At 69.5% G+C, this 22,770-nt stretch carries 18 protein-coding genes and 1 pseudogene; 8 read left to right on the top strand and 11 right to left on the bottom strand.

Annotated elements, in window-relative coordinates; genetic code table 11:
* Positions 1 to 237: 237 nt before the first annotated feature.
* On the top strand, positions 238 to 699 hold the full coding sequence (locus tag ACPCUW_RS00325; RefSeq protein WP_082857200.1) for an acyl-CoA thioesterase: 462 nt from the start codon (positions 238 to 240) through the stop codon (positions 697 to 699).
* Positions 700 to 720: 21 nt separating this feature from the next.
* Here the strand turns inward: ACPCUW_RS00325 and ACPCUW_RS00320 are convergent, their stop codons facing one another.
* The 3 genes from ACPCUW_RS00320 to pdhA are packed head-to-tail and all read right to left on the bottom strand — an operon-like array spanning position 721 to position 4,271.
* Positions 721 to 2,124, bottom strand: coding sequence for a dihydrolipoamide acetyltransferase family protein (locus ACPCUW_RS00320; protein ID WP_423423345.1), 1,404 nt, complete (start codon positions 2,122 to 2,124; stop codon positions 721 to 723).
* 39 nt (positions 2,125 to 2,163) lie between these two features.
* A complete protein-coding gene (locus tag ACPCUW_RS00315; RefSeq protein WP_423423344.1) occupies positions 2,164 to 3,144 on the bottom strand; it encodes an alpha-ketoacid dehydrogenase subunit beta in 981 nt (326 codons plus the stop codon).
* Positions 3,141 to 4,271, bottom strand: a complete 1,131-nt coding sequence (gene pdhA / locus ACPCUW_RS00310; RefSeq protein WP_423423343.1) for a pyruvate dehydrogenase (acetyl-transferring) E1 component subunit alpha — start codon at positions 4,269 to 4,271, stop codon at positions 3,141 to 3,143. The genes ACPCUW_RS00315 and pdhA overlap by 4 nt, the downstream gene beginning before the upstream one ends.
* Before the next feature lie 186 nt (positions 4,272 to 4,457).
* Here pdhA and ACPCUW_RS00305 point away from each other — a divergent pair.
* From ACPCUW_RS00305 to ACPCUW_RS00295, 3 genes and pseudogenes are all read left to right on the top strand, one after another.
* Positions 4,458 to 4,940: pseudogene (locus ACPCUW_RS00305) on the top strand (Lrp/AsnC family transcriptional regulator); the annotation flags it as partial.
* A 152-nt stretch (positions 4,941 to 5,092) separates the two neighbouring features.
* Complete coding sequence (locus ACPCUW_RS00300; protein WP_423423342.1) at positions 5,093 to 6,358, top strand: benzoate/H(+) symporter BenE family transporter; 1,266 nt, start codon at positions 5,093 to 5,095, stop codon at positions 6,356 to 6,358.
* Positions 6,359 to 6,420: 62 nt separating this feature from the next.
* A complete protein-coding gene (locus ACPCUW_RS00295) occupies positions 6,421 to 7,236 on the top strand; it encodes a sulfurtransferase (RefSeq protein ID WP_063015879.1) in 816 nt (271 codons plus the stop codon).
* On the opposite strand, the gene atzF is transcribed toward ACPCUW_RS00295, so the two are convergent.
* From atzF to ACPCUW_RS00270, 5 genes are read right to left on the bottom strand one after another with little or no spacing between them, the layout of a single operon-like run.
* Positions 7,237 to 8,832, bottom strand: coding sequence for an allophanate hydrolase (gene atzF, locus ACPCUW_RS00290; protein ID WP_423423341.1), 1,596 nt, complete (start codon positions 8,830 to 8,832; stop codon positions 7,237 to 7,239).
* Between the two features lie 10 nt (positions 8,833 to 8,842).
* On the bottom strand, positions 8,843 to 10,864 hold the full coding sequence (locus tag ACPCUW_RS00285; protein ID WP_423423340.1) for a 5-oxoprolinase/urea amidolyase family protein: 2,022 nt from the start codon (positions 10,862 to 10,864) through the stop codon (positions 8,843 to 8,845).
* The gene (locus ACPCUW_RS00280) at positions 10,861 to 11,481 is read right to left on the bottom strand and encodes an urea amidolyase associated protein UAAP2 (RefSeq protein ID WP_423423339.1); all 621 of its coding nucleotides are present in this window, start codon (positions 11,479 to 11,481) and stop codon (positions 10,861 to 10,863) included. The genes ACPCUW_RS00285 and ACPCUW_RS00280 overlap by 4 nt, the downstream gene beginning before the upstream one ends.
* Complete coding sequence (locus ACPCUW_RS00275) at positions 11,478 to 12,230, bottom strand: DUF1989 domain-containing protein (RefSeq protein ID WP_423423338.1); 753 nt, start codon at positions 12,228 to 12,230, stop codon at positions 11,478 to 11,480. Before ACPCUW_RS00275 ends, ACPCUW_RS00280 begins: the two co-directional genes overlap by 4 nt.
* A gap of 32 nt (positions 12,231 to 12,262) precedes the next feature.
* Positions 12,263 to 13,786, bottom strand: coding sequence for an amino acid permease (locus ACPCUW_RS00270; protein WP_423423337.1), 1,524 nt, complete (start codon positions 13,784 to 13,786; stop codon positions 12,263 to 12,265).
* Positions 13,787 to 14,003: 217 nt separating this feature from the next.
* Between ACPCUW_RS00270 and ACPCUW_RS00265 the strand changes: the two genes are divergently transcribed.
* A complete protein-coding gene (locus tag ACPCUW_RS00265) occupies positions 14,004 to 14,672 on the top strand; it encodes a TetR/AcrR family transcriptional regulator (protein WP_104407626.1) in 669 nt (222 codons plus the stop codon).
* 52 nt (positions 14,673 to 14,724) lie between these two features.
* Here the strand turns inward: ACPCUW_RS00265 and ACPCUW_RS00260 are convergent, their stop codons facing one another.
* Positions 14,725 to 15,426, bottom strand: a complete 702-nt coding sequence (locus ACPCUW_RS00260) for an HNH endonuclease family protein (protein WP_423423336.1) — start codon at positions 15,424 to 15,426, stop codon at positions 14,725 to 14,727.
* A 188-nt stretch (positions 15,427 to 15,614) separates the two neighbouring features.
* Between ACPCUW_RS00260 and ACPCUW_RS00255 the strand changes: the two genes are divergently transcribed.
* The 3 genes from ACPCUW_RS00255 to ACPCUW_RS00245 are packed head-to-tail and all read left to right on the top strand — an operon-like array spanning position 15,615 to position 20,048.
* The gene (locus ACPCUW_RS00255) at positions 15,615 to 18,473 is read left to right on the top strand and encodes a DEAD/DEAH box helicase (RefSeq protein WP_423423335.1); all 2,859 of its coding nucleotides are present in this window, start codon (positions 15,615 to 15,617) and stop codon (positions 18,471 to 18,473) included.
* On the top strand, positions 18,470 to 19,258 hold the full coding sequence (locus ACPCUW_RS00250) for an SWIM zinc finger family protein (RefSeq protein ID WP_423423334.1): 789 nt from the start codon (positions 18,470 to 18,472) through the stop codon (positions 19,256 to 19,258). Before ACPCUW_RS00255 ends, ACPCUW_RS00250 begins: the two co-directional genes overlap by 4 nt.
* A gap of 16 nt (positions 19,259 to 19,274) precedes the next feature.
* A complete protein-coding gene (locus ACPCUW_RS00245) occupies positions 19,275 to 20,048 on the top strand; it encodes a helical backbone metal receptor (protein ID WP_423423333.1) in 774 nt (257 codons plus the stop codon).
* On the opposite strand, the gene ACPCUW_RS00240 is transcribed toward ACPCUW_RS00245, so the two are convergent.
* Both ACPCUW_RS00240 and ACPCUW_RS00235 read right to left on the bottom strand, forming a co-directional pair.
* Positions 20,021 to 21,535 (bottom strand): flavin-containing monooxygenase, encoded by a 1,515-nt coding sequence (locus ACPCUW_RS00240; protein WP_423423332.1) that lies wholly within the window; start codon positions 21,533 to 21,535, stop codon positions 20,021 to 20,023. The two genes, ACPCUW_RS00245 and ACPCUW_RS00240, sit on opposite strands and share 28 nt — an antisense overlap.
* A 93-nt stretch (positions 21,536 to 21,628) precedes the next feature.
* Entirely contained in the window at positions 21,629 to 22,714 is a 1,086-nt protein-coding gene (locus ACPCUW_RS00235) for an amidohydrolase family protein (protein ID WP_064911231.1), read from the bottom strand.
* Between the last annotated feature and the right edge of the window lie 56 nt (positions 22,715 to 22,770).

Below are 22,770 nucleotides of genomic sequence, written 5' to 3'. Positions count from 1 at the left end.
GTACGACTCCGGAGCGGAGGAGTGCGTCGAAGCGTCGTTGATTCGGCGGCGCCGACCGCGGTCGGCGGCTCCCCGTCTCCCGAACGATCACGGCATCGTCGACGTCACCGCACGGGCCCCGGATGTAACCGGTTTCGATTCGAGTGTATGACCTACCACCGACACGTTTCGGCGGCGCGCCGGGTTCACCGCCGCCTCCGCCCGCGTCGCCGAGGTCGCGTCACTATTGTCGGGGCGGTGACCACACAGCAGGACTACCCGGTGCTCTGGCCGGTGCCGACCCGATGGGCCGACAACGACCACTACGGCCACGTCAACAACGTGACCTACTACTCGTACTTCGACACCGCGGTCAACGCCTGGTTGATGGCCGCGACCGGCACCGACATCCGGGAACTGCCCGCGATCGGCGTGGTCGCCCAGACCTCGTGCCAGTATCTGGGCTCGCTGAGTTTTCCCGACCAACTGCGGGTGGGGCTGCGAATCAGCCGCCTCGGTCGCTCCAGCATCACCTACGATCTGGCGATCTTCCGCGTCCTGGACGCCGGCACCGCCGCCGACACCACAGGGGAAGATCTGGAGTTGGCCGCCACCGGCACCTTCGTGCACGTCTACGTGGACAACGAGACGCGCAAATCGGTCGAGATCCCGGCGATCATCCGCAGCGCCGCCGCCGCGCTGGTGACCGACGAGACCTAGACGCCGGCGCCCCGGGGGACCTCAGACCCGGCCCAGCAGGGTCAGCGGATCCTCGAGCAGTGAGGCCACCGTCGACAGGAACCGCGCGCCGAGCTCCCCGTCGATCATGCGGTGATCGAAGCTCACACCCAGCGTGGTGATCCACCGGATCGCCGGTTCGTCGCGGTACACCCAGGGGCGTTTCCGGATCGAACCCAGGCACAGAATCGCGCCTTCGCCCGGGTTGACCAGCGGCACACCGGTGTCCACACCGAAGACCCCCACATTGCTGATGGTGAAGGTGCCGCCGCGCAGATCGGCTGGGGTCGCCGAGCCGGCGCGCGCCACATCGGCGAGCCAGCCGATCTCCCGGCACAGTTCGCGCAGGCTCAGCGACTGCGCCTCCTTGATGTTGGGGACGAGCAGGCCGCGTTCGGTGGCCACGGCGATGCCGAGATTGACGTAGTGCTTGGTGACGATCTGATCGGCCTCGGCGTCCCAATAGGAGTTGATCCCCGGGAATTCGGCGATCGCCGCCAGCGTCGCCTTCGCGACCAGCGCCAGCGGAGTGAGCGACAGCCCGGTGAAGGAGTCGGTGCTGCGCAGGTGGTCGAGCAGTTCCATCGAGGCGGTGAAATCGGTGGTGACGAACGCGCTGGCCTGCGGGATGGTGCGGGCGCTGGTGGTCATGGCCGCGGCGATGCGCTTGCGGACGCCGCTGACCGGGGTGCGGGTTTCGCGTTCGCTCGGCGTCGGCCGGATGACGCCGCCGTCGGGCCGCATGGTGGGCACCGGCGGGGCGGCCGGACGCGGCGCGTCGGCGGCCTCCTCCTCGGTCCGCACTCGGCGCGGCGGCTGCGATACCGGCACCGCGTGGCGCACATCCTCGACCGTCACCGCCCCACCCGGACCGGAGCCGGCCACGAAGGCGATATTGATACCGAGTTCGCGAGCCAGCTGGCGGGCGGCCGGAGTGGCGGGCGGGCGGCCCGGGAACTCCGGCGGGATCTCCTCGCCGCGTGCGGGCGCGGCCGAATGCGGCTTCGCCGCACCGTTTTTCGCGGAGCGACGCCGGGTGGGCGCTTCGGCCCCGGGGCCGTAACCGACGAGCACCGACGTGCGGCCCTCGGCGGCCCCGGAAGCTTCGCCGGTAGCCCCGGAAGCCGCGGCTGCCGTCGTGGAAGCTTCGCCGGCATCGGCGCGCACTCTGATCAGCGGTGCGCCGACCGCCACCGTTTCACCGGGCCGGGCCAGCAGCTCGGCGACCTGCCCGGCGAACGGACACGGTAGTTCCACCTGCGCCTTGGCGGTCTCCACCTCGGCGATGGTCTGATTGAGCTCGACGGTATCGCCGACGGCCACCGACCAGGAGATCAATTCGGCCTCGGTCAATCCCTCCCCGAGATCGGGCAGCCGGAACTCGAGTATGTGATTGTTGTCGTCCACAGCAGGGTCTTCCAACGGGCACCTCTGTCCGAACAGTTATCAGGCGGCGAAGGTTCGATCGACCGCGTCGAGAATGCGGTCCGGGTCTGGCATGTGGTGCCGTTCGAGCTTAGCCGGGGGATAGGGAATGTCGAAGCCACCGACGCGCAGGACCGGCGCCTCGAGGTAGTAGAAACACCGTTCGGCGATGCGCGCGGCGATCTCGGCACCGAGTCCGGCGAAGACGGGCGCCTCGTGTGTCACGATCAGCCGGCCGGTCCGGCGCACCGATTCCTCGATGGTGTCGAAGTCGATCGGCGACAGGCTGCGCAGGTCGATCACCTCGAGTGAATGTCCCTCTCCGGCCGCGATTTCGGCCGCCGTCAGGGCGGTGGCGACCATCCCGCCGTAGGCGACGAGGGTGGCGTCGCGGCCCGACCGGCGGATGCGTGCCCGGTCCATGGGCAGCGGATCGGCGTCCAGAGCGGTGAAATCGAGATCGGCCTTGTCCCAGTAGCGTCGCTTCGGTTCGAAGAAGACGACCGGGTCGTCGCACGCGATCGATTGGCGCAACAGTCGATACGCGTCCTCGGGCGTGCTCGGCGACACCACGCGCAGTCCGGCGGTATGCGCGAAATACGCCTCCGGTGACTCCGAATGATGTTCGACCGAACCGATTCCGCCGCCGAAGGGAATCCGGATGGTGATCGGGGCGCGGACCTTGCCCTGCGTACGGTAGTGGATCTTGGCGACCTGCGAAACGATCTGGTCGAAGGCCGGGTAGACGAATCCGTCGAACTGGATCTCGCACACCGGCCGCAGACCGCGCAGTGCCATTCCGAAAGCCGTTCCGATGATGCCGGATTCGGCCAGCGGCGTGTCGATGACGCGATTGTTGCCGAAGTCCTTCTGCAGCGTGTCGGTCACCCGGAATACGCCGCCGAGCCGCCCGATGTCCTCACCCATCAGCACGACCTTCGGATCGTCCTCCAAGGCCCGGCGCATCCCCGTGTTCAGCGCGTTCGCGAAGGTGGTGATCATGCCCGTACTCCTTCCTCGAAATCCGCCAGGTATCCGGAGTACTCGTCGCGCTCGGCGGCGATCAGGGGATGCGGGGTGGTGTAGACGTGCTCGAACAGCTGCATCGGATCCGGATCGGGCATGTCGATGGTCGCGGTGCGGACCGCGGCACCGACCGCGTCGGCGCGTTCGGTGATCCGCCGCTCGAAGTCACTGTCCCACAAACCCTCTCGCTCGAGCAGTCGTCGCATGCGGTCGATCGGGTCGCGGCGCTTCCACAGTTCGGTTTCCGCGGCCGAACGGTAGCGGGTGGGATCGTCGGCGGTGGTGTGCGGGCCCATCCGATAGGTAATGGCCTCGATGAACGAGGGGCCGCCGCCGGCGCGGGCGCGGGCGACGGCCTGGCGGGTCACCGCCAGCACCGCCAGCACGTCGTTGCCGTCGACCTGGACGCCCGGTATGCCGTACCCGTAGGCGCGCCGGACGATCGGCGTCTGGCTCTGCACCTCTACCGGTTCGCTGATCGCCCAGTGGTTGTTCTGGCAGAAGAACACCACCGGCGCACTCCAGGTGGCGGCGAAGCCGAGCGCCTCGGCGATATCGCCCTGACTGCTTGCGCCGTCACCGAAGTAGGTCAGCACCGCGATCTCCGCACCTTCCAGGTGTGCGGCGTAGGCGTAGCCGGTGGCGTGCAGGCCCTGAGAGCCGACGACGATGGCCGGATTGGTCATATTGATCTCGTCCGGGTCCCAGCACGAATGTGCGACGCCCCGCCACAGCCGGGTGATGAGAGTGGGATCCACGCCGCGGCAGTAGGCGACACCCGCCTCGCGGTAGCTGCAGAAGACATAGTCGTCGTCGTGCAGTGCGCGAGCCGAGCCGATCTGCGATGCCTCCTGCCCGAGCAGCGGGGCCCACAGGCCGAGTTGGCCCTGCCGCTGCAATGCGGTGGCCTCGACGTCGATGCGGCGGGTGACGACCAGGTCCTCGTACAGTTCGCGCAGTTCGGCCGGACCGATATCCGCGATCAGGGCCGCGTGCTCGCGGTCGAGAACGCGGCGCCCGTCGGGCTGGACCAGTTGCACGGGATAGGGGTTCGTCCCGGTGTCGTGCCTGGTTGTGGTGTTGTGCGCGGTGGTGTTGTGCACAGCCGTCACCTCCTCGTTGCCGCGTACGACGGGGTCTTCCGTCCCTCGCGATCCGGCGGACTGCTCTTCGCCAGCTGTGTGCTGTACTTCACAGCATCCACGATTGAGCGGGATGCGCAAGTGGCGACACGCGAACTGTGCAGAATGCTCGATCCCGACCGGGTCGGAGCTGTCATACTGCGTAACATGCCCAGTGCCGAACCCGCCCCGGCGACTATCGACGCCACCGACGCCCGGCTGCTGCTGGAACTGGTTGCCAACCCTCGTGCCACCGGGGTGGAACTGGCCACGCGGCTGGGGCTGTCCCGTAACACCGTGCAGGCCCGGCTCGCCCGATGGGAGGCCGCCGGTGTGCTGGCCGGATTCGAGCGGCGGGTGGACCCGCGCGCACTCGGTTACCGGCTCGCGGCCTTCGTCGCGGTGGTGGTCGATCAGCATCGGCTCGCCGACGTGGTGGCCGAACTCGCCGAGATCCCCGAGGTCACCGAGGTGTGCGGCACCACCGGGCAGACGGATCTGACCGTTCGCGTGGTCGCGCGCGACGCCGACGATCTGTATCGGATCACCGGCGCGATCCTGAAGATCGCGGGCGTGCAGCGCACCAATATGGCGCTGGTCATGCAGCAGTTGGTCGGGCCGCGCACCGCACCGCTGCTACAGCGACTGGCCGGAGCCGACGAGGCGACAGCATTGCGACAGGATGCCGGGCGAGACGACGCCGGACGAAACGACGCAGGGCGATCCGATGCCGGCGAGAATTCGGTCCAGTTCCGGCGTACTGGCCGCTGACGGCGGGGCCAGCCGCCCGCGAAGATAGCTCGGTGACCGCCACCGCCGATTCCGCATCCCGCCCGCCCGATGTCGCCGAGACGCAGACGGGCCTCCAGGAGGCGGTCGAGGGCGAGCACGGGCCCGGCGGTACCGGACAAGCGCTCGGCGCCGGGATCATCGCGGCGCTGGTCGGTTTCACCAGTTCGTTCGCCGTCGTGCTGGCGGGACTGACCGCGGTCGGCGCGACACCGGCGCAGGCCGCCTCGGGCCTGCTGGCCGTCTGTGTCACCCAGGCGCTGGGCATGTGGATCCTGAGCCGGCGCTATCGCATGCCGATCACCCTCGCCTGGTCGACTCCCGGTGCGGCACTACTGGCCGGCGCCGGCGCGGTAACCGGCGGCTGGCCCGCGGCGGTGGGGGCGTTCGCGGTCACCGGCGTATTGATCGTTCTCACCGGCTGCTGGTCACGGCTGGGCCGGCTGATCACCGCGATCCCGGTCGAGATCGCGCAGGCCATGCTCGCCGGTGTCCTGCTGCCGCTCTGCCTCGCGCCGCTGCGGGCCCTGACCACCTCGAGTGCGGCAGTGGTGGCGCCCGTGCTGGTGGTGTGGGTGGTGCTGCAGCGGTACGCGCAGCGGTGGGCGGTGCCCGGCGCCTTCGTCACCGCGGTGGCCGGGGCGGGAATCTCGATGATCGCCGGACATCGCTCGATTCCGGTCGCCGATCTGATTCCGAAACTGGAAATCACTGTGCCGCACTGGAGTTGGCAGGCCGTCATCGGCATCGCGATTCCGCTGTACGTGGTCACGATGGCCGCGCAGAACATACCCGGCGTGGCGGTCATGAGCTCGTTCGGCTATCGGGTGCCGTGGCGGGCGTCGATGACCGTCACCGGCCTGGGAACCATCGTGGGCGCTCCGGCGGGCGGGCATGCGATCAACCTGGCCGCGATCAGCGCGGCGTTGGCGGCCGCGCCCTCGGCCCATCCCGATCCGCGCCGGCGCTGGGCGGCCACCATGGCCGCCGGGGCGTCCTATCTCGTGCTGGCCCCGGCCGCCGCGGCGCTGGTCGCGCTCGCCGCCGCCGCGCCCGCCGGTGTGCTGGAAACCGTTGCCGGACTTGCCCTCCTCGGCACCTTCGCCGCCGCCCTCACCGCGGCACTCGGGGTGGCCGAACATCGCGTCGCGGCCACGGTGACCTTCCTGGTCTCGGCCTCCGGGATCGCGGTGTTCGGCATCGGTGCCGCGTTCTGGGCGGTGGTCGCGGGCCTGGTCGTGCGGTGGATGCTGACTCGCCGGGACGCGCCCGTGTCGTAGGCTGACACGTGTTCGCGTCACGGGTACATCTGTTGACTGAGGAGCCGGGCTTGACCGCGGTACTGATCTCCCCCGAAGAGCTCCGGAAATCGCTGGCGGACAGCGAGAGCCGGACGCATCTGCTGGATGTGCGCTGGGCGCTGGGCGATCCCGACGGTCCCCAGCACTATCTCGCCGGCCACATTCCCGGCGCGATCTTCGTCGATCTGGAGACCGAGCTGGCCGCCCCGCCCTCCCCGGCGCACGGCCGCCACCCGTTGCCGACGCTTACTCACCTGCAGAAATGCGCGCGCAGCTGGGGACTGCGCACCGGGGAGCCGACGGTCGTCTACGACGCCACCGGCGGCATGGCCGCCGCCCGGGCGTGGTGGCTGCTGCGCTGGGCGGGCCTGCGCGACGTGCGCATTCTCGACGGCGGCCTGCCCGCGTGGGAACGCGGCGGCGGCGATCTGGCCGTCGGCACCGAACCCGACCCGGCGCCCGGCGACGTCGTGCTCACCCCCGGCAATATGCCGGTGGTGGATGCCGACGAGGTCGCGGGCTGGCCGGGCGCGTTGCTGGACGCGCGAGCCGGGGAACGCTATCGCGGGCAGGTCGAGCCGATCGACCCGCGCGCCGGCCACATTCCCGGCGCGGTGAGCGTGCCGACCGTGGAAAACCTCACGTCCGAGGGCACTTTCAAAACTCCGGACCAGTTGCGGGCGCGATTCTCCGATCTCGTCTCCGGTCCGGTGGCGGTCTACTGCGGTTCCGGGGTGACCGCAGCGCACCAGATCGCGGCGTTGTCGGTCGTCGGAGTGTCGGCCGCGCTGTACCCGGGTTCGTGGTCGCAGTGGTCGTCGGATCCGGAGCGTCCGGTCGCCACGGCCCTGGATTGATCAGCCCACGGCCCCGGCCGCGAGGGCCGCGCGCCAGTCACCGTATTCGCTGATGTCCTTCCCTTCCGCGGCGGCGGTCCCGTCACATCCGAATGCGGTGTGCCAGGTGCCGTCGTCGAGTTCGACGGCGCCCAGCTGCATCGGCGCCGGTAATGCGGCGAGGAAGCGGCCGAGAGCGGCGGGGGAGAGTAACCAGCGTTCGCCCGCGACGGACACACCGCCCTCGCAGCGGGTCACCGCGGGTTTCGGTGGGGTGGTGCCCAGGGCGGCGAGGCGATAGGCCGCGGCCGTGCGGACCGGCCCGGCCCAGCGCGCGCCGAGCGCATGCAACTGGTGTTCCAACGGCTGGCCGCGCAGATGGGCCCCGAACACGATCAGCTCGCACACCGGCGCCACCGCCAGGGGCCACGGCCGCGTGATCTCCGCATCACCGGTGATCGACACGGCGATGTCCAAGGCCACCGCATCCTCGAACGGCCGAGCGAAAATCGTGACGCCGAAACAGGATTCGCCCGCCGTGCCGGCCGGAACGGCCACCGCGCACAGATCGAACAGATTGCAGAAGTTGGTGTAGGTGCCCATGCGGGAGTTGATTCCGATCGGATCCGCCTCGACCTGCGCGATGGTGGGGTGCATCGGGGTGGTCGGCGCGAGCAGGGCGTCGGCGTCGCCCAGACTGTCCACCGCGATCGCGCGCAAGCGCTCGAGTTCGGCGCGATCGGCGACCAGCCGATGCGCCGGAATCGCGCCCGCGGCGCGGATGATGCTCGCGACGGTGGGGTCGACGGCGTCGGGCCGCGACTCGACGAATTCGCCGACCGCGGCGTATCTTTCGGCGACCAACGCCCCGTCGTAGAGCAGCCGGGCCGCGGCCAGGAACGGCTCCGGGTCGATCTCCACGATGGTCGCGCCGCGCTGCCGTAACACGGCGACGGCCCGCTCGAAGGCCGCCCGCCACACCGGGTCGAGTTCCGGCAGGTCGGCGAAGATCGCGACGGTCGGGCGCGGCGGCGCCGCCAGCCTGGTATCGGCGGGCCAGGCACGTCCGGGCGCCCCGGCGGCCATCACTCCCATCGCCTGGTCGGCACGTGCCGGGTCGGCGGCGAAGATCGTCACGCAATCGTAGGAACGGCAGGCCGGGACGACCCCCTCGGTGGAGACAACTCCCACGGTCGGTTTGATGCCGACGATGCCCTGCAGCGCCGCCGGAACGCGTCCGGACCCCGCGGTATCGGTGCCGATGGCGATATCGGCCGCACCGGTCGCGACGGCCACCGCCGACCCGGAACTCGAACCGCCCGAGATGAATTCGGGCCGCCGCGAATCGGAAACCGGACCGTAGGGCGAGCGGGTGCCGACCAGACCGGTCGCGAATTGATCCATATTGGTCTTGCCGACCACCACCGCACCCGCGGCGCGCAGGGCCGCGACCGCGGGCGCGTCGCGGTCGGGTAGATAGGCGTAGTCCGGGCAGCCTGCGGTCGTCGGCAGGCCGGCCACGTCGACGTTGTCCTTGACGGCCACCCGCAGGCCTGCCAGCGGGCCCGGGCCGTGCACGCCCGGATCGTCGGCACAGCGGTGAATCCAGATGCTCACGTCGGTGTCCTCATCCTCGTTCGTGCAATTCGCCCGCCGCCTGCCACGAATCACGCTCGGCGGCAAACGCTTCCGCCTGAACGGCGCGGAAGGCGGCGATGGATTCGGCGTTGGCGGACAGGAAATCGCGGTATTCGGCGAGACGGAATTCGCCCTCCTCCGCACGCAGTACGCCACGGCCGCGGGCGACGTCGGCCCGCAGATCCAGCAGTTCCTCCGCGGATACCGGATACCAGCGGATGCGATCGAAATACCGCAGCAGCCAAGGATCTTCGACCTCGCCGGTGGACCGGTGGTTCCACACCTGCGTGGTCCGGCCGACGAATTGATATCCGCCGGGCCCCTCCATGCCGTAGATGCACAGGTAGGCGCCGCCGATGCCGACCGCATTCTCCGGCGTCCAGGTGCGGGCCGGATTGTATTTGGTGGTGACCAGGCGATGGCGCGGATCGGTCGGCGTGGCGACCGGCGCGCCGAGGTACACGTCGCCGAGCCCGAGCACGAGGTATTCAGCGGCGAAGACGGTATCGAAAACGTCTGCGACCGTGCCCAATCCGTTCATCCGGCGAATGAACTCGATATTCCACGGGCACCACGGCGCATCGGCCCGCACGCCGTGCATATAGCGGATGATGGCCTCCCGCGTGGCCGGATCGTCCCACGAGAGCGGCAGGTGCACCGTGCGGCTCGGCACCACCAGTTCCGCGGCCGAGGGCAGGGCGGATTCGGCCTCGCGCAGCAGTCGCAACAGTTTCGGCGTGGCCAGCCGGTCCGGATCGAAACGCACCTGCAGCGAACGGATTCCGGGTGTCAGTTCGGTGATCCCCGGCTCGGCGTATTCGAGCAGATGCCGGTGCAGGGCGTGGACGCGGGCGCGCAGCCCGAGATCCAGTGTCATATCACCATATTCGACGAGTACGCCGTCGTCGCCGGCGCGGCGATAGGTGACGGCGGTGGTGTCGTCGGCGTCGGCGCGGGCCAGGATGCCGTCGTCGCCGTCACCGCCGTCGGACAGTACGATCGGCCAGTCGGCGCGCCGGGCCGGGCCCAGGGCGCGGATCGAGGCGGCCCGGTCGGCGCGCACCGGAACGAAGCGCACGGTGTCACCCGGACAGAGCTGGCCGAGTTTCCAGCGCTCCGCCGCGACAACCGTGACGGGACAGACGAATCCGCCGAGGCTGGGACCGTCCGGCCCCAGCAGGATCGGCGTATCACCGGTGAAGTCCAGGGCGCCGACCGAATAGGCGGTGTCGTGAATGTTCGAGGGATGCAGTCCGGCCTCGCCGCCGTCGCTGCGCGCCCAGTGCGGTTTCGGCCCGATCAGCCGCACTCCGGTCCGATCGGAGTTGAAATGCACCTCGTAGTCGGTGCCGAGGATGGCGTCGATATCGGCCCGGGTGAAGAATTCCGGTGCGCCGTGCGGACCCTCGGTGACCGCGAGTTCCCATCGTCGCGTCAGCACCGGTTGCTCGGCCATCGGCACCCCGGCCCCGATGGGGCCGGTCGCCTCGCCCAAGGGTAACCGGTCGCCGTCCCGAAGGGCGGCGCCGGTGCCGCCGCCGAACCTGCCGAGCGTGAAAGTGGCTGCGCTGCCGAGATAGTCGGGCAGAGCCAGACCGCCGGCGAACAGCACGTAGGTCCGCATCCCCGGCCCCTGCACAGCGCCGACATCCAGCGTGCCGCCCGCCGGGACCTCCAGGGTGCGCCACTGCCGTACGCGCTCGCCGTCGACGGTCACCGTCGCGGGCGCACCGGTCACGCACACCCGGGTCGCGGTGCGGAATCGCAGCGCCGGCCCGGCGAGGGTGCATTCGAGTCCGGCCGCGCCCTCGTCGTTGCCCAGCGCGCGGTTGCCGAGCCGGAACGACAGGTCGTCCATCGGTCCCGACGGCGGGACACCTACGTGCCAGTAGCCGACGCGGCCCGGCCAGTCCTGCACGGTGGTGAGCATTCCCGGGCGCACCACCTCGATGTCGGCGGCTTCTGTGCCCGGAGTCGTTGTGCCGAACTCGATTTCGGTCGCTGTCGTCATTGCGTCACCACCATGCGTACCGGCGTCGGATCGAATCCGTTGCAGGGGTTGTTGATCTGCGGGCAGTTGGAGATCAGGACGAGGGTGTCGATCTCGGCACGCAGCGTCACCGACTTACCCGGTGCGGAGAGCCCGTCGACGATACCGAGGGTGCCGTCGGCCTCGACCGGAACGTTCATGAACCAGTTGATGTTCGAGACCAGATCGCGCTTGCCGAGCCCCCATCGCAGCGCCTCGGTGAGGAAGTTCTCCACGCAGGCGTGCTGATGGCGGGTGTGGTGGCCGTAGCGCAGGGTGTTGGATTCCTGCGAGCACGCGCCGGCGATGGTGTCGTGGTTGCCGACCTCGTCGGCGACCACTGTCATCAGTGGCGTCCCCGATTCGGCACGGAGCACGCTGCCGGTGGTCAGGAAGATGTTGCGCTGGGCGGCGACGGTCGCCTGGGCGCTGTAGCGGTCGGCGTGGTCGGCGGCCGAGTAGAGCAGGCAGTCCACCGCCTGGTTTCCGTACAGGTCGATGATCTGCCACTGCTGGCCCGCCCGGACCACGGTCGACCACGGCGCGCAGGCGGCCACGGTCTCGTCCAGGACGACGGTGCGTTCGGTCACGGTGGTCATGCGATCGCCTCCGGATCGTGTGCGGCCAGCCAGGCCTGTTCGGTGTTCTGCACGGCCCGGCGATATTCCGGCTCGGTGTCTTCGGTGCCGTCCGGCTCCCCGGCGCCGCGCCAGGCGACGACGTCCAGCGGCGTGGCGGGCCGGTCGTCGAGCGGATGCGTGCCGTTGGCGATCAGGACGGTCAACGGCAGGTGGATCAGCAATTCGACGGAGCTGCCCGGGCCGGTGCTGCCGGTGGCGGTGAGGGTGCCGTCCGAGCCGACGCGCACACCGCGGAACAGTGCGACCGAAGGGCCGATATCGCGCGGTGTGAGACCGTGTTTCGCTCCCGCGACCCGCAGCGTTCGCCGTACCTCGGGGGTCGGGCCGCACAGCGTGTCGTGCAGGCCGGACGTGTCGGCGACGATCGTGGCGAGGACGCGCCCCTGATCCGAGAGCAGCGGATGGCCCGGGCCTGGGTACGCCTGCCACGGCACCTTGATCGTGTCGGCGACGTTCAACCGTTCCCACGGTGCCTCGGCCCGCAGGAGCAGCAGGTGGGCACCGGCGGCGCCGTCCGGATCGGCCAGCCGGAGCCGGGTGCCGCGGGCGAGCACCGCGGTGGTGTATCCGTTACCCGGAACCCGTTGGGCGAAGGTCACTTTCGTGGTGTCGAGGCCGTCCGGCAGGTCGGGGCCGGCGACGGTGGCGGCCGCGGCTTGCGCTCGCGCGTGATCGCGGGCGCCGACGGTGGAGGCGGTTGCGGACATGGTGTCTCCTCGCAGTCGGACGAAAAGGTTCCTCAGGCGGGTTGCGGCGCGGGCCGGGCCTCGGCCGCCGCGGCGCGGGGTGTGACGATGCGGTGCACGACCGCGCCCACCGCGACGGTCAGGAGCAGGAACAGCGGTGCGGCCCAGAGCATCCACCAGCCGCCACCGGCGGGCGTGTACACCTCGGCGCGCGGCCAGGCCAGGTTCACCGCCATCGCGATGCCCCACACCACCGCCGCGACGTTCACCGCGATGCCGTAGCGACCCAGCGAGAACAGGCCGGGCTCGGCGGCGGGCAGCCCGCGCAGCCGCCGGATCAGCAGCGGCACGGTGACCAGCAGATATGCCACATACAGCGTCACGATGCAGACGCTGGCCAGCGTCGCGAACAGCGCGGCGTTGCCGAGATTCACCACCAGCAGCGCCACGGCGAGCACGCCGATGATCACCGCGGGCAGGATCGGGGTGCCGAAGCGCGGGTGCACGGCGGCCAGCCGAGACGCGAACGGCAGGCGGCCGTCGCGGGCCATCGAGAAGATCAGCCGTGAACCCGCGGTCTGAATGGCCAAGGTGCACACCGTGATCGCCACCGCGACACAGCCCAGCAGCACGGTGCCCGCCGGACTGTCGAGTTTGGCGGTGATCACGTAGGCCAGTCCGTCGGTGGCCAGGTGACCGTCGCTGACGCTCGGTGCGGCCATCAACGCGCCCAGCAGGAGCAGGCCGCCGCCGAGGGCGGAGGCGGCGAGCGCCAGCAGGATGGTGCGCGGTGCGACCCGGCGCGGATTCTTGGTCTCCTCGGAAAGCTCTCCGGCGGAATCGAATCCGACCATCACGTAGGCGGCCATCAAGCCGGAGACCAGAAACGCCGCCCAGTACGGGCCGGGCGCCGCCTGGTCGGTCTGCAGGACCACATCGGCGCCGCGTTCGGTATGGGTGAAGAACAGGGCGATGACGGCGAGCACACCCACGATTTCGACGGTGACGCCGATCGAATTGATCCGGGCCATCAGATCGATGCCGATCACATTGATCACCGTCGTGATCACGAGCAGCACGCTGCCCAGCAGGACTGCGTTCGCCGCGCCGTCGGTGGAGGTGAGGGCGGTATCGGTGCCGACCAGTTGGAAGCCGCTCCAGATCGAGGGCAGGACCACCTGTAGCGCGATGGCGGCCGCGGCGGCGGTGACGATCTGGGCGATGATCATCATCCAGCCCGCGAACCAGCCGACCACCTCACCGGCGAGCCGGCGCGACCACTGGTAGATGCAGCCCGAGATGGGATAGCGCGCGGCGAGTTCCGCGAAATTCAGCGCGACGAGGAACTGGCCGGCGAACACGATCGGCCAGGTCCAGAAGAAGGCGCCGCCGCCGAAACCGTAACCGAATCCGAAGAATTGGAAGATGGTGGTGAGGATCGAGACGAAGGAGAATCCCGCGGCGAACGAGGCGTAACGGCCGAGCTTGCGATGCAGCACCGGCTGATATCCGAAACGTTCGAGATCGGCGCTGTCACCGATCGGGGATTGCGAGGGGGGATCGAGCGTGATGGCCATGGGCTGTCCTTCGGCGTCGCGGCCAATATCTATCAGGTGACAGTTTTGCGGGCCGGATCGCGCTTTCGGTGACGGCTGTGTATCGCTTGCGGTAACCCGCGTAACGTCTGCGTTGCCGGTATTTCTGTCGAGTGACAGATATTTCACCACCGCAGGTGGGACGTGGTGCGCGGCGTAGAGCCGGTCCGCGCGGCCGTGGCGATGGCAGGATGAGACGGTGACACACCTGGGTCCGGGCCGTCCTCGCGTCGATCAGCGCAGCCGTCGCGGGCGGACACCGCGCGCCGAGATCCTCGACGCCGCAGCGGAATTGTTCACGGCCAACGGGTACGGCAGCACGTCCACGCGCGGTATCGCCGACGCGGTCGGTATCCGGCAGGCGTCGCTCTATCACCACTTCGCCGCCAAGGACGACATCCTGGACGCGCTGCTCGCCGAAACAATCACCGGCCCTTTGGAATTGGCCGAGCGGTTGCGTGCCGAACCCGATCCGGCCGCGGTGCGGCTGTACGCACTGGCCCGGGCCGACGTGCGCCAGCTGTGCGCCGCCAAATGGAATCTCGGCGCGCTGTATCTGCTGCCCGAACTGCGCAGCGACCGATTCGCCGACTTCCGCAGCCGCCGAGCCCGGTTGCGCCGCCACTACGAGGAACTGGCGGCGGCGGCGATCGAGGCCGCACCCGCCGGCGTCCCCGGCGCGCATGTCCTGCCCTTCCGGATGGTGGAAACGGTTATCAACATTCGCTCCGACGAGGGCACCGCCCCCGACTACGCGGAAACCGCCATCCCCGACGCCGCGCTGCGGGTGCTCGGTGTCACCGACGACCCGGCCGGGCTGCGCGCCGCCGCCCAGCGGCTGCTCCGGCGACTGGACGCGGGCGAATAGTTCGACCGGTGCGGCAAACGGTTCGCGAGTAGCGGCCGAGCCGGTCGTCGCATCAGGGGCATTGCCGTGCGACGCGGGCGAGCGCGGCGTGGTCGGCCGCGGTGATCGGCAATCGGTACTGCGCCGCGGTGGTGAGATATTTGCCGGCGTAGAAGCAGTGATAGGCGCCGGCGGGGGGAAGCCAGTCGGCGGGTGTGCGATCGCCCTTGTCCATATTGGCCGGGCCGTCGACGGCCAGCAGATTGAATTCGATGTCGTTGGCGAAGCGCATCCGCTGTTCGGACGACCAGGCCGCCGCCCCCAGATCCCAGGCGGCGGCCAGCGGGTAGACGTGGTCGATCTGCACCTCCCGGGCCCGCGCCTTGTCGAAGGTGATCGCGCGGCCGGTGTACGGATCCCGCAGCGTGCCCGCGAGCACCACACAATCGTCGGTACCCGGCCGGAATCGCACCTCGCGCAGCTGCCGTGCCAGCACTCCGTTGCGCGAATCGCACCCGTCGTGCCCGCCCGGCCCGTCCTGGTCGTCCGACCACGCCGGTCCGAACACGCATCCGTGCCCCGTCCCGCAGTCCCGGTCGTACCCGCCCGGGTGCGGCCGCCGGGCCACCACGGCCACCGCACCCAGCAACTGCTCGATCCGGGCCCGGCTCGGGCTCCCCGGCGCGGGTTCGGGCCCTCCGATCACCCCACACCCCGCCACCGTCACCAGCACGACGATCCCCGCCGCCCATCCGAAACCTCGTCCCCACCGCATAACGCAGATCTACCGACCCCGCCCGACAACTTCCGCACCGGAAGTCACGCACGGGGTGCGTTCGTTCGATACGTCCGGATAGCGCGCTGCGGTACAGCCGGGCAGTACCGTCATGCGCGGTCTGTGCACTGCTCGCCTCCGCACCGGCCACGGACGGGCGTGTCGGTGGTGGCTGATTGGATGGGGACATGCTGCACGGTTTGTGGTCGCCCGGATCGGGGTTGGTGCTCTGGCGCCTGCCCGGGTCGGCGGCGCAGCCGGCCGCGGACGCCGGGGGTGAGCTGCCCGATCCGCTGGGGACGATCGCGCAGACTGCGCGGTTTCGGCATCGGGTGCGGGTCCTGGTGGCGGGAGATTCCGGGCCGGAGGTCGTCGAGGTGCGGGGGCATGCCCTGGCGCCGGAGGTGGCCGCCCGCGTCCTCACCCAGCCGCTGCCCGACACGGCGGTGGCGGCGGATCTGCGGTTTCTCGCGCATGCGGCCCGGGGACTGCGGCGCTGGGTCCGGGCGGGGCGGATCGTGCCCGAACTGCATCGCGCCGACGGCGAGTGGTGGGTGCGGTGGCGGCTGGTCGGCGGCCGGCGGCAACGGGCCTGGCTGGCCGAACTGGCCGCGGCGATGCCGCCCGCGCTGCGGGTGCCCGATGCCCGGTCCGCGTCCTCGATCCTCGAGGATTTCGTCGCCGAACTCGCCGACCCGCTCGTCCGGCTCGAGCTGAGTGTCCGGGAACCGTCGCATCCGCTGACGGCAGCGCTGGTCGCGGAGGTCCCGCTGGAATCGGGATCGCATCGGGTGGCCTCGGTGCTCGACGAGTGGCGCGCGAGCCTCACCGCCGGCGAGCCCGAACTGGTGCTGCGCCTACTCGAACCGGACGACGATCCCGACGACGACCCGCAGGCGGTCGACGCCCTGTGGCGGCTCGAAGTCTGTCTCCGCTCGGAAGGTGAAGCGCCGCAACCGGTTCCGCTCCAGGGCGACCCGGCGTTGATCCGGCTCGCCGGGGAGAAGGTGGCGGCCGCGATCCAGGCCTACCCGCGGCTGCAGCAGGTCCCGCGCGATCCGTACGGAATGGATTTCCTGCTCCCGACGCCGGTCGTGCAGGAGCTGGTCGCCCACGGTGCGCACGAATTGCGTTCGGCCGGTGTGCATCTGATGCTGCCGCGCGCATGGCGCATCGTCTCGCCGAGTATGCGGCTGCGGGTGCAGTCCCCGGCCGCGACCGAAACCGCGGTCGGGCTCAGTGGATTGGTCTCCTACCGCTGGGAACTGGCCCTGGGCGATACCGTCCTCACGCCGGCGGAAATGAGCCGGCTCATCCAGGCCAAATCGGATCTGGTGCGGCTGCGCGGCCACTGGGTGCAGGCCGATCAGCGCAGCCTGGCCGCCGCGGCCGCCTATCTGGAGGGCAAGGTCGACGAACGCCCGGCGACCCTGACCCAGCTTCTGGGCGAGATCGCGGCCACGCAGGTGCGCCAGGTGCCGATCGCGGAGGTCACGGCGACCGGCTGGGTTCGCGAACTGTTCGACGGTGTCCACTCCGGCGATCCGGTCGACCCGCCCGCCGGCTTGAAGGCGCAGCTGCGCCCCTACCAGCTGCGCGGACTGTCTTGGCTCGCGACGATGAATCGTCTCGGTTGCGGCGCCATCCTCGCCGACGATATGGGCCTCGGCAAGACGGTGCAGGTGCTCGCGCTACTTCTGCACGAGAACGAAAGTCCCGCAACTGATTCCGTCCCGGGGCCGACTCTGCTGGTGTGCCCGATGTCGGTGGTCGGCAATTGGCAACGCGAAACCGAACGCTTCGCCCCCGGGCTGCGGGTGCTGGTGCATCACGGCTCGTCACGACGCTCCGGTCCGGAGCTGGACGCGGCCGTGGCCGATTCCGACCTGGTGCTGACCACCTACGCGCTGCTGGCGCGCGATGCGGAGGAGTTGAAGCGCCAGCCCTGGGAGCGTGTCGTCCTCGACGAGGCGCAGCACATCAAGAACGCCGCGACCCGTCAGGCTCGCGCCGCCCGCGCGATTCCGGCCCGGCATCGGCTGGCGCTGACCGGCACTCCGGTGGAGAACCGGCTCGAGGAATTGCGGTCGATTCTCGATTTCGCGGCGCCGAACGTGCTGGGCAAACCGTCGGAATTCCACGCCCGCTTCGCGGTGCCGATCGAACGCGAACACGACGAGAACGCCGTCAGCCGCCTGCGTGCCGTCACCGCACCGTTCGTCCTGCGCCGGGTGAAAACCGATCCCTCGGTCATCTCGGATCTGCCGGAGAAGTTCGAGATGACGGTGCGCGCCAACCTCACGGTCGAGCAGGCCGCGCTGTATCAGGCGGTGGTCGACGACATGCTCGCGCAGCTGAAGGCTTCCCGGGGTACCGGCTCCAGCGCGGTGAACATGGCTCGCCGGGGTGCGGTCCTGGCCGCGCTCACCAGGCTGAAACAGGTGTGCAACCATCCCGCGCACTACCTCGGCGACGGGTCGGCGCTGCTGCGGCGGGGGCGCCACCGCTCCGGCAAGCTGGCCCTGGTCGAGGATGTGCTGGAGTCGGTGCTGGCCGAGGGGGAGCGGGCGCTGCTGTTCACCCAGTTCCGGGAATTCGGCGATCTGATCACGCCGTATCTGAGCGAGCGGTTCGGCACCGCGATCCCGTTCCTGCACGGCGGTGTCGCCAAGAAGCGCCGCGACGGGATGGTGGAACGCTTCGCCGAGTCCGACGGACCGCCCATCATGGTTCTGTCCCTGAAGGCCGGTGGTACGGGCCTCAATCTCACGGCCGCCAATCACGTGGTGCACCTGGACCGCTGGTGGAATCCGGCGGTGGAGAATCAGGCCACCGACCGCGCCTTCCGCATCGGTCAGCGCCGCGATGTGCAGGTGCGCAAGCTGGTCTGTGTCGACACCATCGAGGAGCGCATCGACGATATGCTCACCGGCAAACAGGAATTGGCGAATCTCACCGTCGGCACCGGGGAGAACTGGATCACCGAACTGAGTACCGACGAATTGCGCGATCTGTTCGCGCTCGGCGCCGAGGCGGTCGGCGAATGAGTCCGGCACCCGATTTCCCGGTCCCCGACTTCAGCGTCTACGGGAAGCGCCGTCCGGTTCGCGGCGGCGTCGAACCGCGCAGCCGCCGTGGGTCTTTCGCGCGGACCTGGTGGGGCCGGGCCTTTCTGGAAGCCGTGGAGGAGGTCGCGGATGCGGGCCGGCTCTCCCGGGGGCGCACCTACGCCCGCTCGGGGCAGGTGGTCAGCTACCACATCGAGCCCGGGGCGGTGGCCGCCGAGGTCCAGGGCAGTCAACCGCGGCCGTTCACCTCGGTGCTGACGCTGCGGGTGCTGCGCGACGACCGGCTGGACGAACTGGTCGAGCAGGTCCGCGGCACACCGGGCATGCTCGCCCAGCTCGCCTCCGGCGCCCTGCCGCAGGAGCTCGGTCCGCTGTTGCTGCCCGGCACCGCCGCCGAACTCGATTTCTCCTGCACCTGCCCGGACGACGGCTGGCCGTGCAAGCACGTCGCCGCGCTGTGCTACATCGTGGCCGAACGCCTCGACGAGTCCCCGGCCATCATGCTGACCCTGCGTGGCCTCGATCTCGACACTCTGATTCGCGGGGTGCAGGAGGACAGCGGCCCGACGATCTCCGATGACCTCTACGGCGAGAACGTCGCGCTGCCCGAGCTGCCGGCACCGCAGTTCCGTGCGGCGATCGAGGACCTCGATCCGATTCCCCTGCGGCAGGCGTTGCGGATGACCAGTGAGGAGGAAGCGGTCGCCGAGGCCGGTATGCGGGAACTCCGTGCCCTGTACCGCGCCCTCGAGAGCTCCGGCTAGCCCCTATGCTGGCCTCGTGCCCGAGGATCTCGTCGACGATCTGAATGCCGCGGTTGCGCTGCGGCGTCCGGTCCGCCGGGTGATCTCGCTGGTTCCGTCGCTGACCGAAGCGATCGCGGCGAGCCGCCCGGAGTTGCTGCTCGCCGCCACCGACTGGTGTACCCATCCGCCGGAGCTGGCGGTCGAACGGGTGCGGGGGACGAAGAATCCGAATCTGCGCCGGATCGCCGAGCTGGCGCCGGATCTGGTGGTGTGCAATCAGGAGGAGAACCGCCGCCTCGATGTCGAGCGGATGCGCGAGGCGGGAATTCCGGTGTGGGTCACCAGGATTCGCACCGTGGACGAGGCGTTCACCTCGATGACGCGACTGTTCGGTATCGCCCTGGGCGGCGCGGTGCCGGCTTGGCTGACCCTGGCCCGCGCGGTCTGGTCCGCGCCCGCGCCGCATCCGCCGATCGATGCGGTGATCCCGATCTGGCGCAAGCCGTGGATGGTGGTCGGCCGCGATACGTTCACCGCGGACCTGGCCGGACGCCTGGGGCTGAACCTGGTGCACGCCACGGGTCCCGAGCGCTATCCCACGGTGACGGAATCCGAACTGGTACAGGGTGTTCGGCTGGCGGTGCTGCCGGACGAGCCGTACGTGTTCACCGCGACCGACGGCCCGGAGGCGTTTCCGGGCATCCCGGTCGCCCTGGTGAGCGGCCGCGATCTCACCTGGTACGGCCCGTCGCTGGTCGAGGCGCGCGAGCGGCTGACCGCTCAGCTGGCCCGTGTGGTCTGCAGCTGAGCCGGGATCCGTTCGAAGCTGTAGTCGCGCAGATCGAAATGCGCAGCGCGCCAGGCCGCTTCGACGGTGCTCATCGGTTTCAGCGGCACATCGCCGTGTTTGTCGAAGTAGTAGCTGTTCGAGACCGCGCAGCTGTCCTGCCAGAACACCTGTCCGTCGCGGCGTTCGAGCATTTCCCGGAAGTATCGCGCGTTGGCCGCCGCGGTGACCTCGATGCGGCCGGCCCGCTTGCTCCGCGCGTGCCGCAACAGCCGCACAATGTGCTGGGTCTGCATCTCGATCAGCGTGAAATACGACGCGCCGTTGTATCCGTAGGGCCCGATGATCGAGAAGAAGTTCGGAAAGCCCGGCACGCTGACGCCTTCGTAGGCCTGCAGGCGGTTCTCGTCCCACCACTTCTCGAGATCACGGCCGCCGACGCCGGTCATCTCGAAGGTCGGCATGTTGCCCGATTCCATGACCTTGAAGCCCGTCGCGAGGATCAGCACGTCGGCCGGGTATTCGGTTCCGTTCGCCGTGCGCACGCCGGTGGGGGTGATCTCTGCGATCGGATCGGTTTCCAGCGTCACGTTGTCGCGATTGAAGGTCGGCAGGTAATCGTTGGAGAAACCGGGCCGCTTACATCCGAGCGCATACCGCGGGGTGAGTTTGTCCCGGATCGCCGGGTCGTGCACCTGGCGCCGCAGATGGGCCAGTCCGGAGCGCTCGCCGAGTTTGGCCAGGGGCAGCTTCGAATAGTAGTGCGCCGACAACGGGAAGGTCAGTTCGACGAACGCCTGGCTCGCCAGGCGCGAAACCGCCTGTCCGCCCGGCAGATACCGCAGTGCCCAGCGGGCGGGCGCGGGCAGCGTGGCGTCCGGCCGCGGCAGGCACCAGATCGGCGTGCGCTGGAATACCGTCAGCTCGGCGACCTGCGGGGCGATCGAGGGAATGACCTGCACCGCGGAGGCTCCGGTCCCGATGATCGCCACGCGCTTTCCGCACAGGTCCCGGTCGTGGTCCCAGCGTGAGGTGTGCATGGTGATGCCCGAAAACGATTCCACGCCAGGAATATCCGGCAGTTTCGGCCGGGTCAGCACTCCGGTCGCACCGACGACGTAGCGCGCGGTCAAACTCTCACCGTCGCTGGTGCGCAGCGTCCACACCGAGGCGTCCTCGTCGAATTCCGCGGCGGCGATGGTGGTGCTGAACCGGATGCGCGGTCGCAGCCCGTACTTGTCCACGCAGTGTTCGGCGTAGTCCTTCAATTCCCGGCCGGGTGCGTAGACGCGCGACCACCGGGTGCTCTGCTCGAACGAATACTGATAGCTGAACGAGGGGATGTCCACGGCGATGCCGGGGTAGGTGTTCCAATGCCAGGTGCCGCCCACGCCGTCGGCGTCGTCGACGATGAGGAAGTCCCGGAAGCCGGCCTTCCGTAACGCGATGGCCACCCCGATACCGGAAAATCCGGCGCCGACGATGATCACTTCGTGGTCGATGGCCATGACTGCTCCTGTGCCGTCCTCGGCCAGGGCACCTGACTGGCCGCACCTGCCACCAATTAACCGCGCGGTGGCCGGGATGTCAATGGTCCCGCCTCAGGCCAGCAGTTCCGCGTCGATGCCGTAGGTTCGCTGGGCGTTGGTGCGGAAGACCTGCTCGAGCTCCTCGGCGCTGCCGCCGCGGTCGGCCAGTACGTCGATCACCGCCTGCGCGCCGTTGGCGATACTCGTAATCGGTTTGTCCACAGGGTAATTCGAACCCCAGATCAGCCGCTGCGCACCGAAGACGTCGAAGGCGTGGTGCAACAGCGGAGCGGTGCGGTCCAGTAGTTCGGAGACGGGTGTCGGTAGGCCTCGCATCGGCACCGGATGGCCGAGGATCGGCATGGCCAGCCCGCTGACCTTCGCCATCACATTCGGATGGGTTGCGAGGGTGGCGATATCGTCGCGCCACTGCACGAACAGTTCGCGGCGCCGGCCCGGTTGGGTGCCGGTGCTCTTGCCGACCGGGCCGAATATCCCGGCGGGTGTGCCGAGATGGTTGAGCACGATGGTGACCTCGGGATAGCGCCGGGCCAGGGCGGTGACCTGCGGGATCTGATGCGAGTAGACCCAGGCCTCGAACGACAGCCCGCGTTCGGCCAGAACCGCGAAGCCGTCGAGGAAGGCCGAATCGGTCAGTGCGCCCTCGGCCCGGCAGAACGACCGCACCCCGGGGTCCGGATGGTGAGCGACCATGGTGCGGATACCGCGGAACAGCGGTGACGCGGACTGATGCTTGTCGATGAGTTCGGCGAATCCGGGCGCGGCCGGATCGCCGCTGCCGATGATCGCGCCCAGGGCCGGGGTGTCGACCCCGAACGGCAGGCTGGCCACCCACCGCGTTTCGTCGGCCTTGGCGTCCGGCGCGCGTCCGGCCCACTCCACCTCGATGTGCACCAGCGCCTCCACCGGCACCGTGCCCAGGTCCTCGCGGTAATCCGCGGGCAGATACGGCCGCAGATACGCATCGGGAGTGCCGACGAAATCGCGGTCCCGCTTGGGAGCGAGCCGAGCGGCCTTGTCGACCGGCACGGGCACGAACCGGAACAGTTTCGCCAGCATGCTGAAATCCCGCGGGGTGTTCAGCGGATCCCACTGATGGATGTGCGCATCCACAACGCTGATACCGGCGAGGTCCATGGCGCCCTTCCGTCGCGTTCGACTGTCCGCTCTCCGGCATTGTCACACGGCCGTAC

It is taken from the genome of Nocardia sp. AB354, from assembly GCF_049538315.1.
GTDB lineage: Bacteria > Actinomycetota > Actinomycetes > Mycobacteriales > Mycobacteriaceae > Nocardia > Nocardia nova.
Note: the sequence above shows the minus strand (reverse complement) of the source record. Positions and strands in the feature narration are given on the sequence as shown.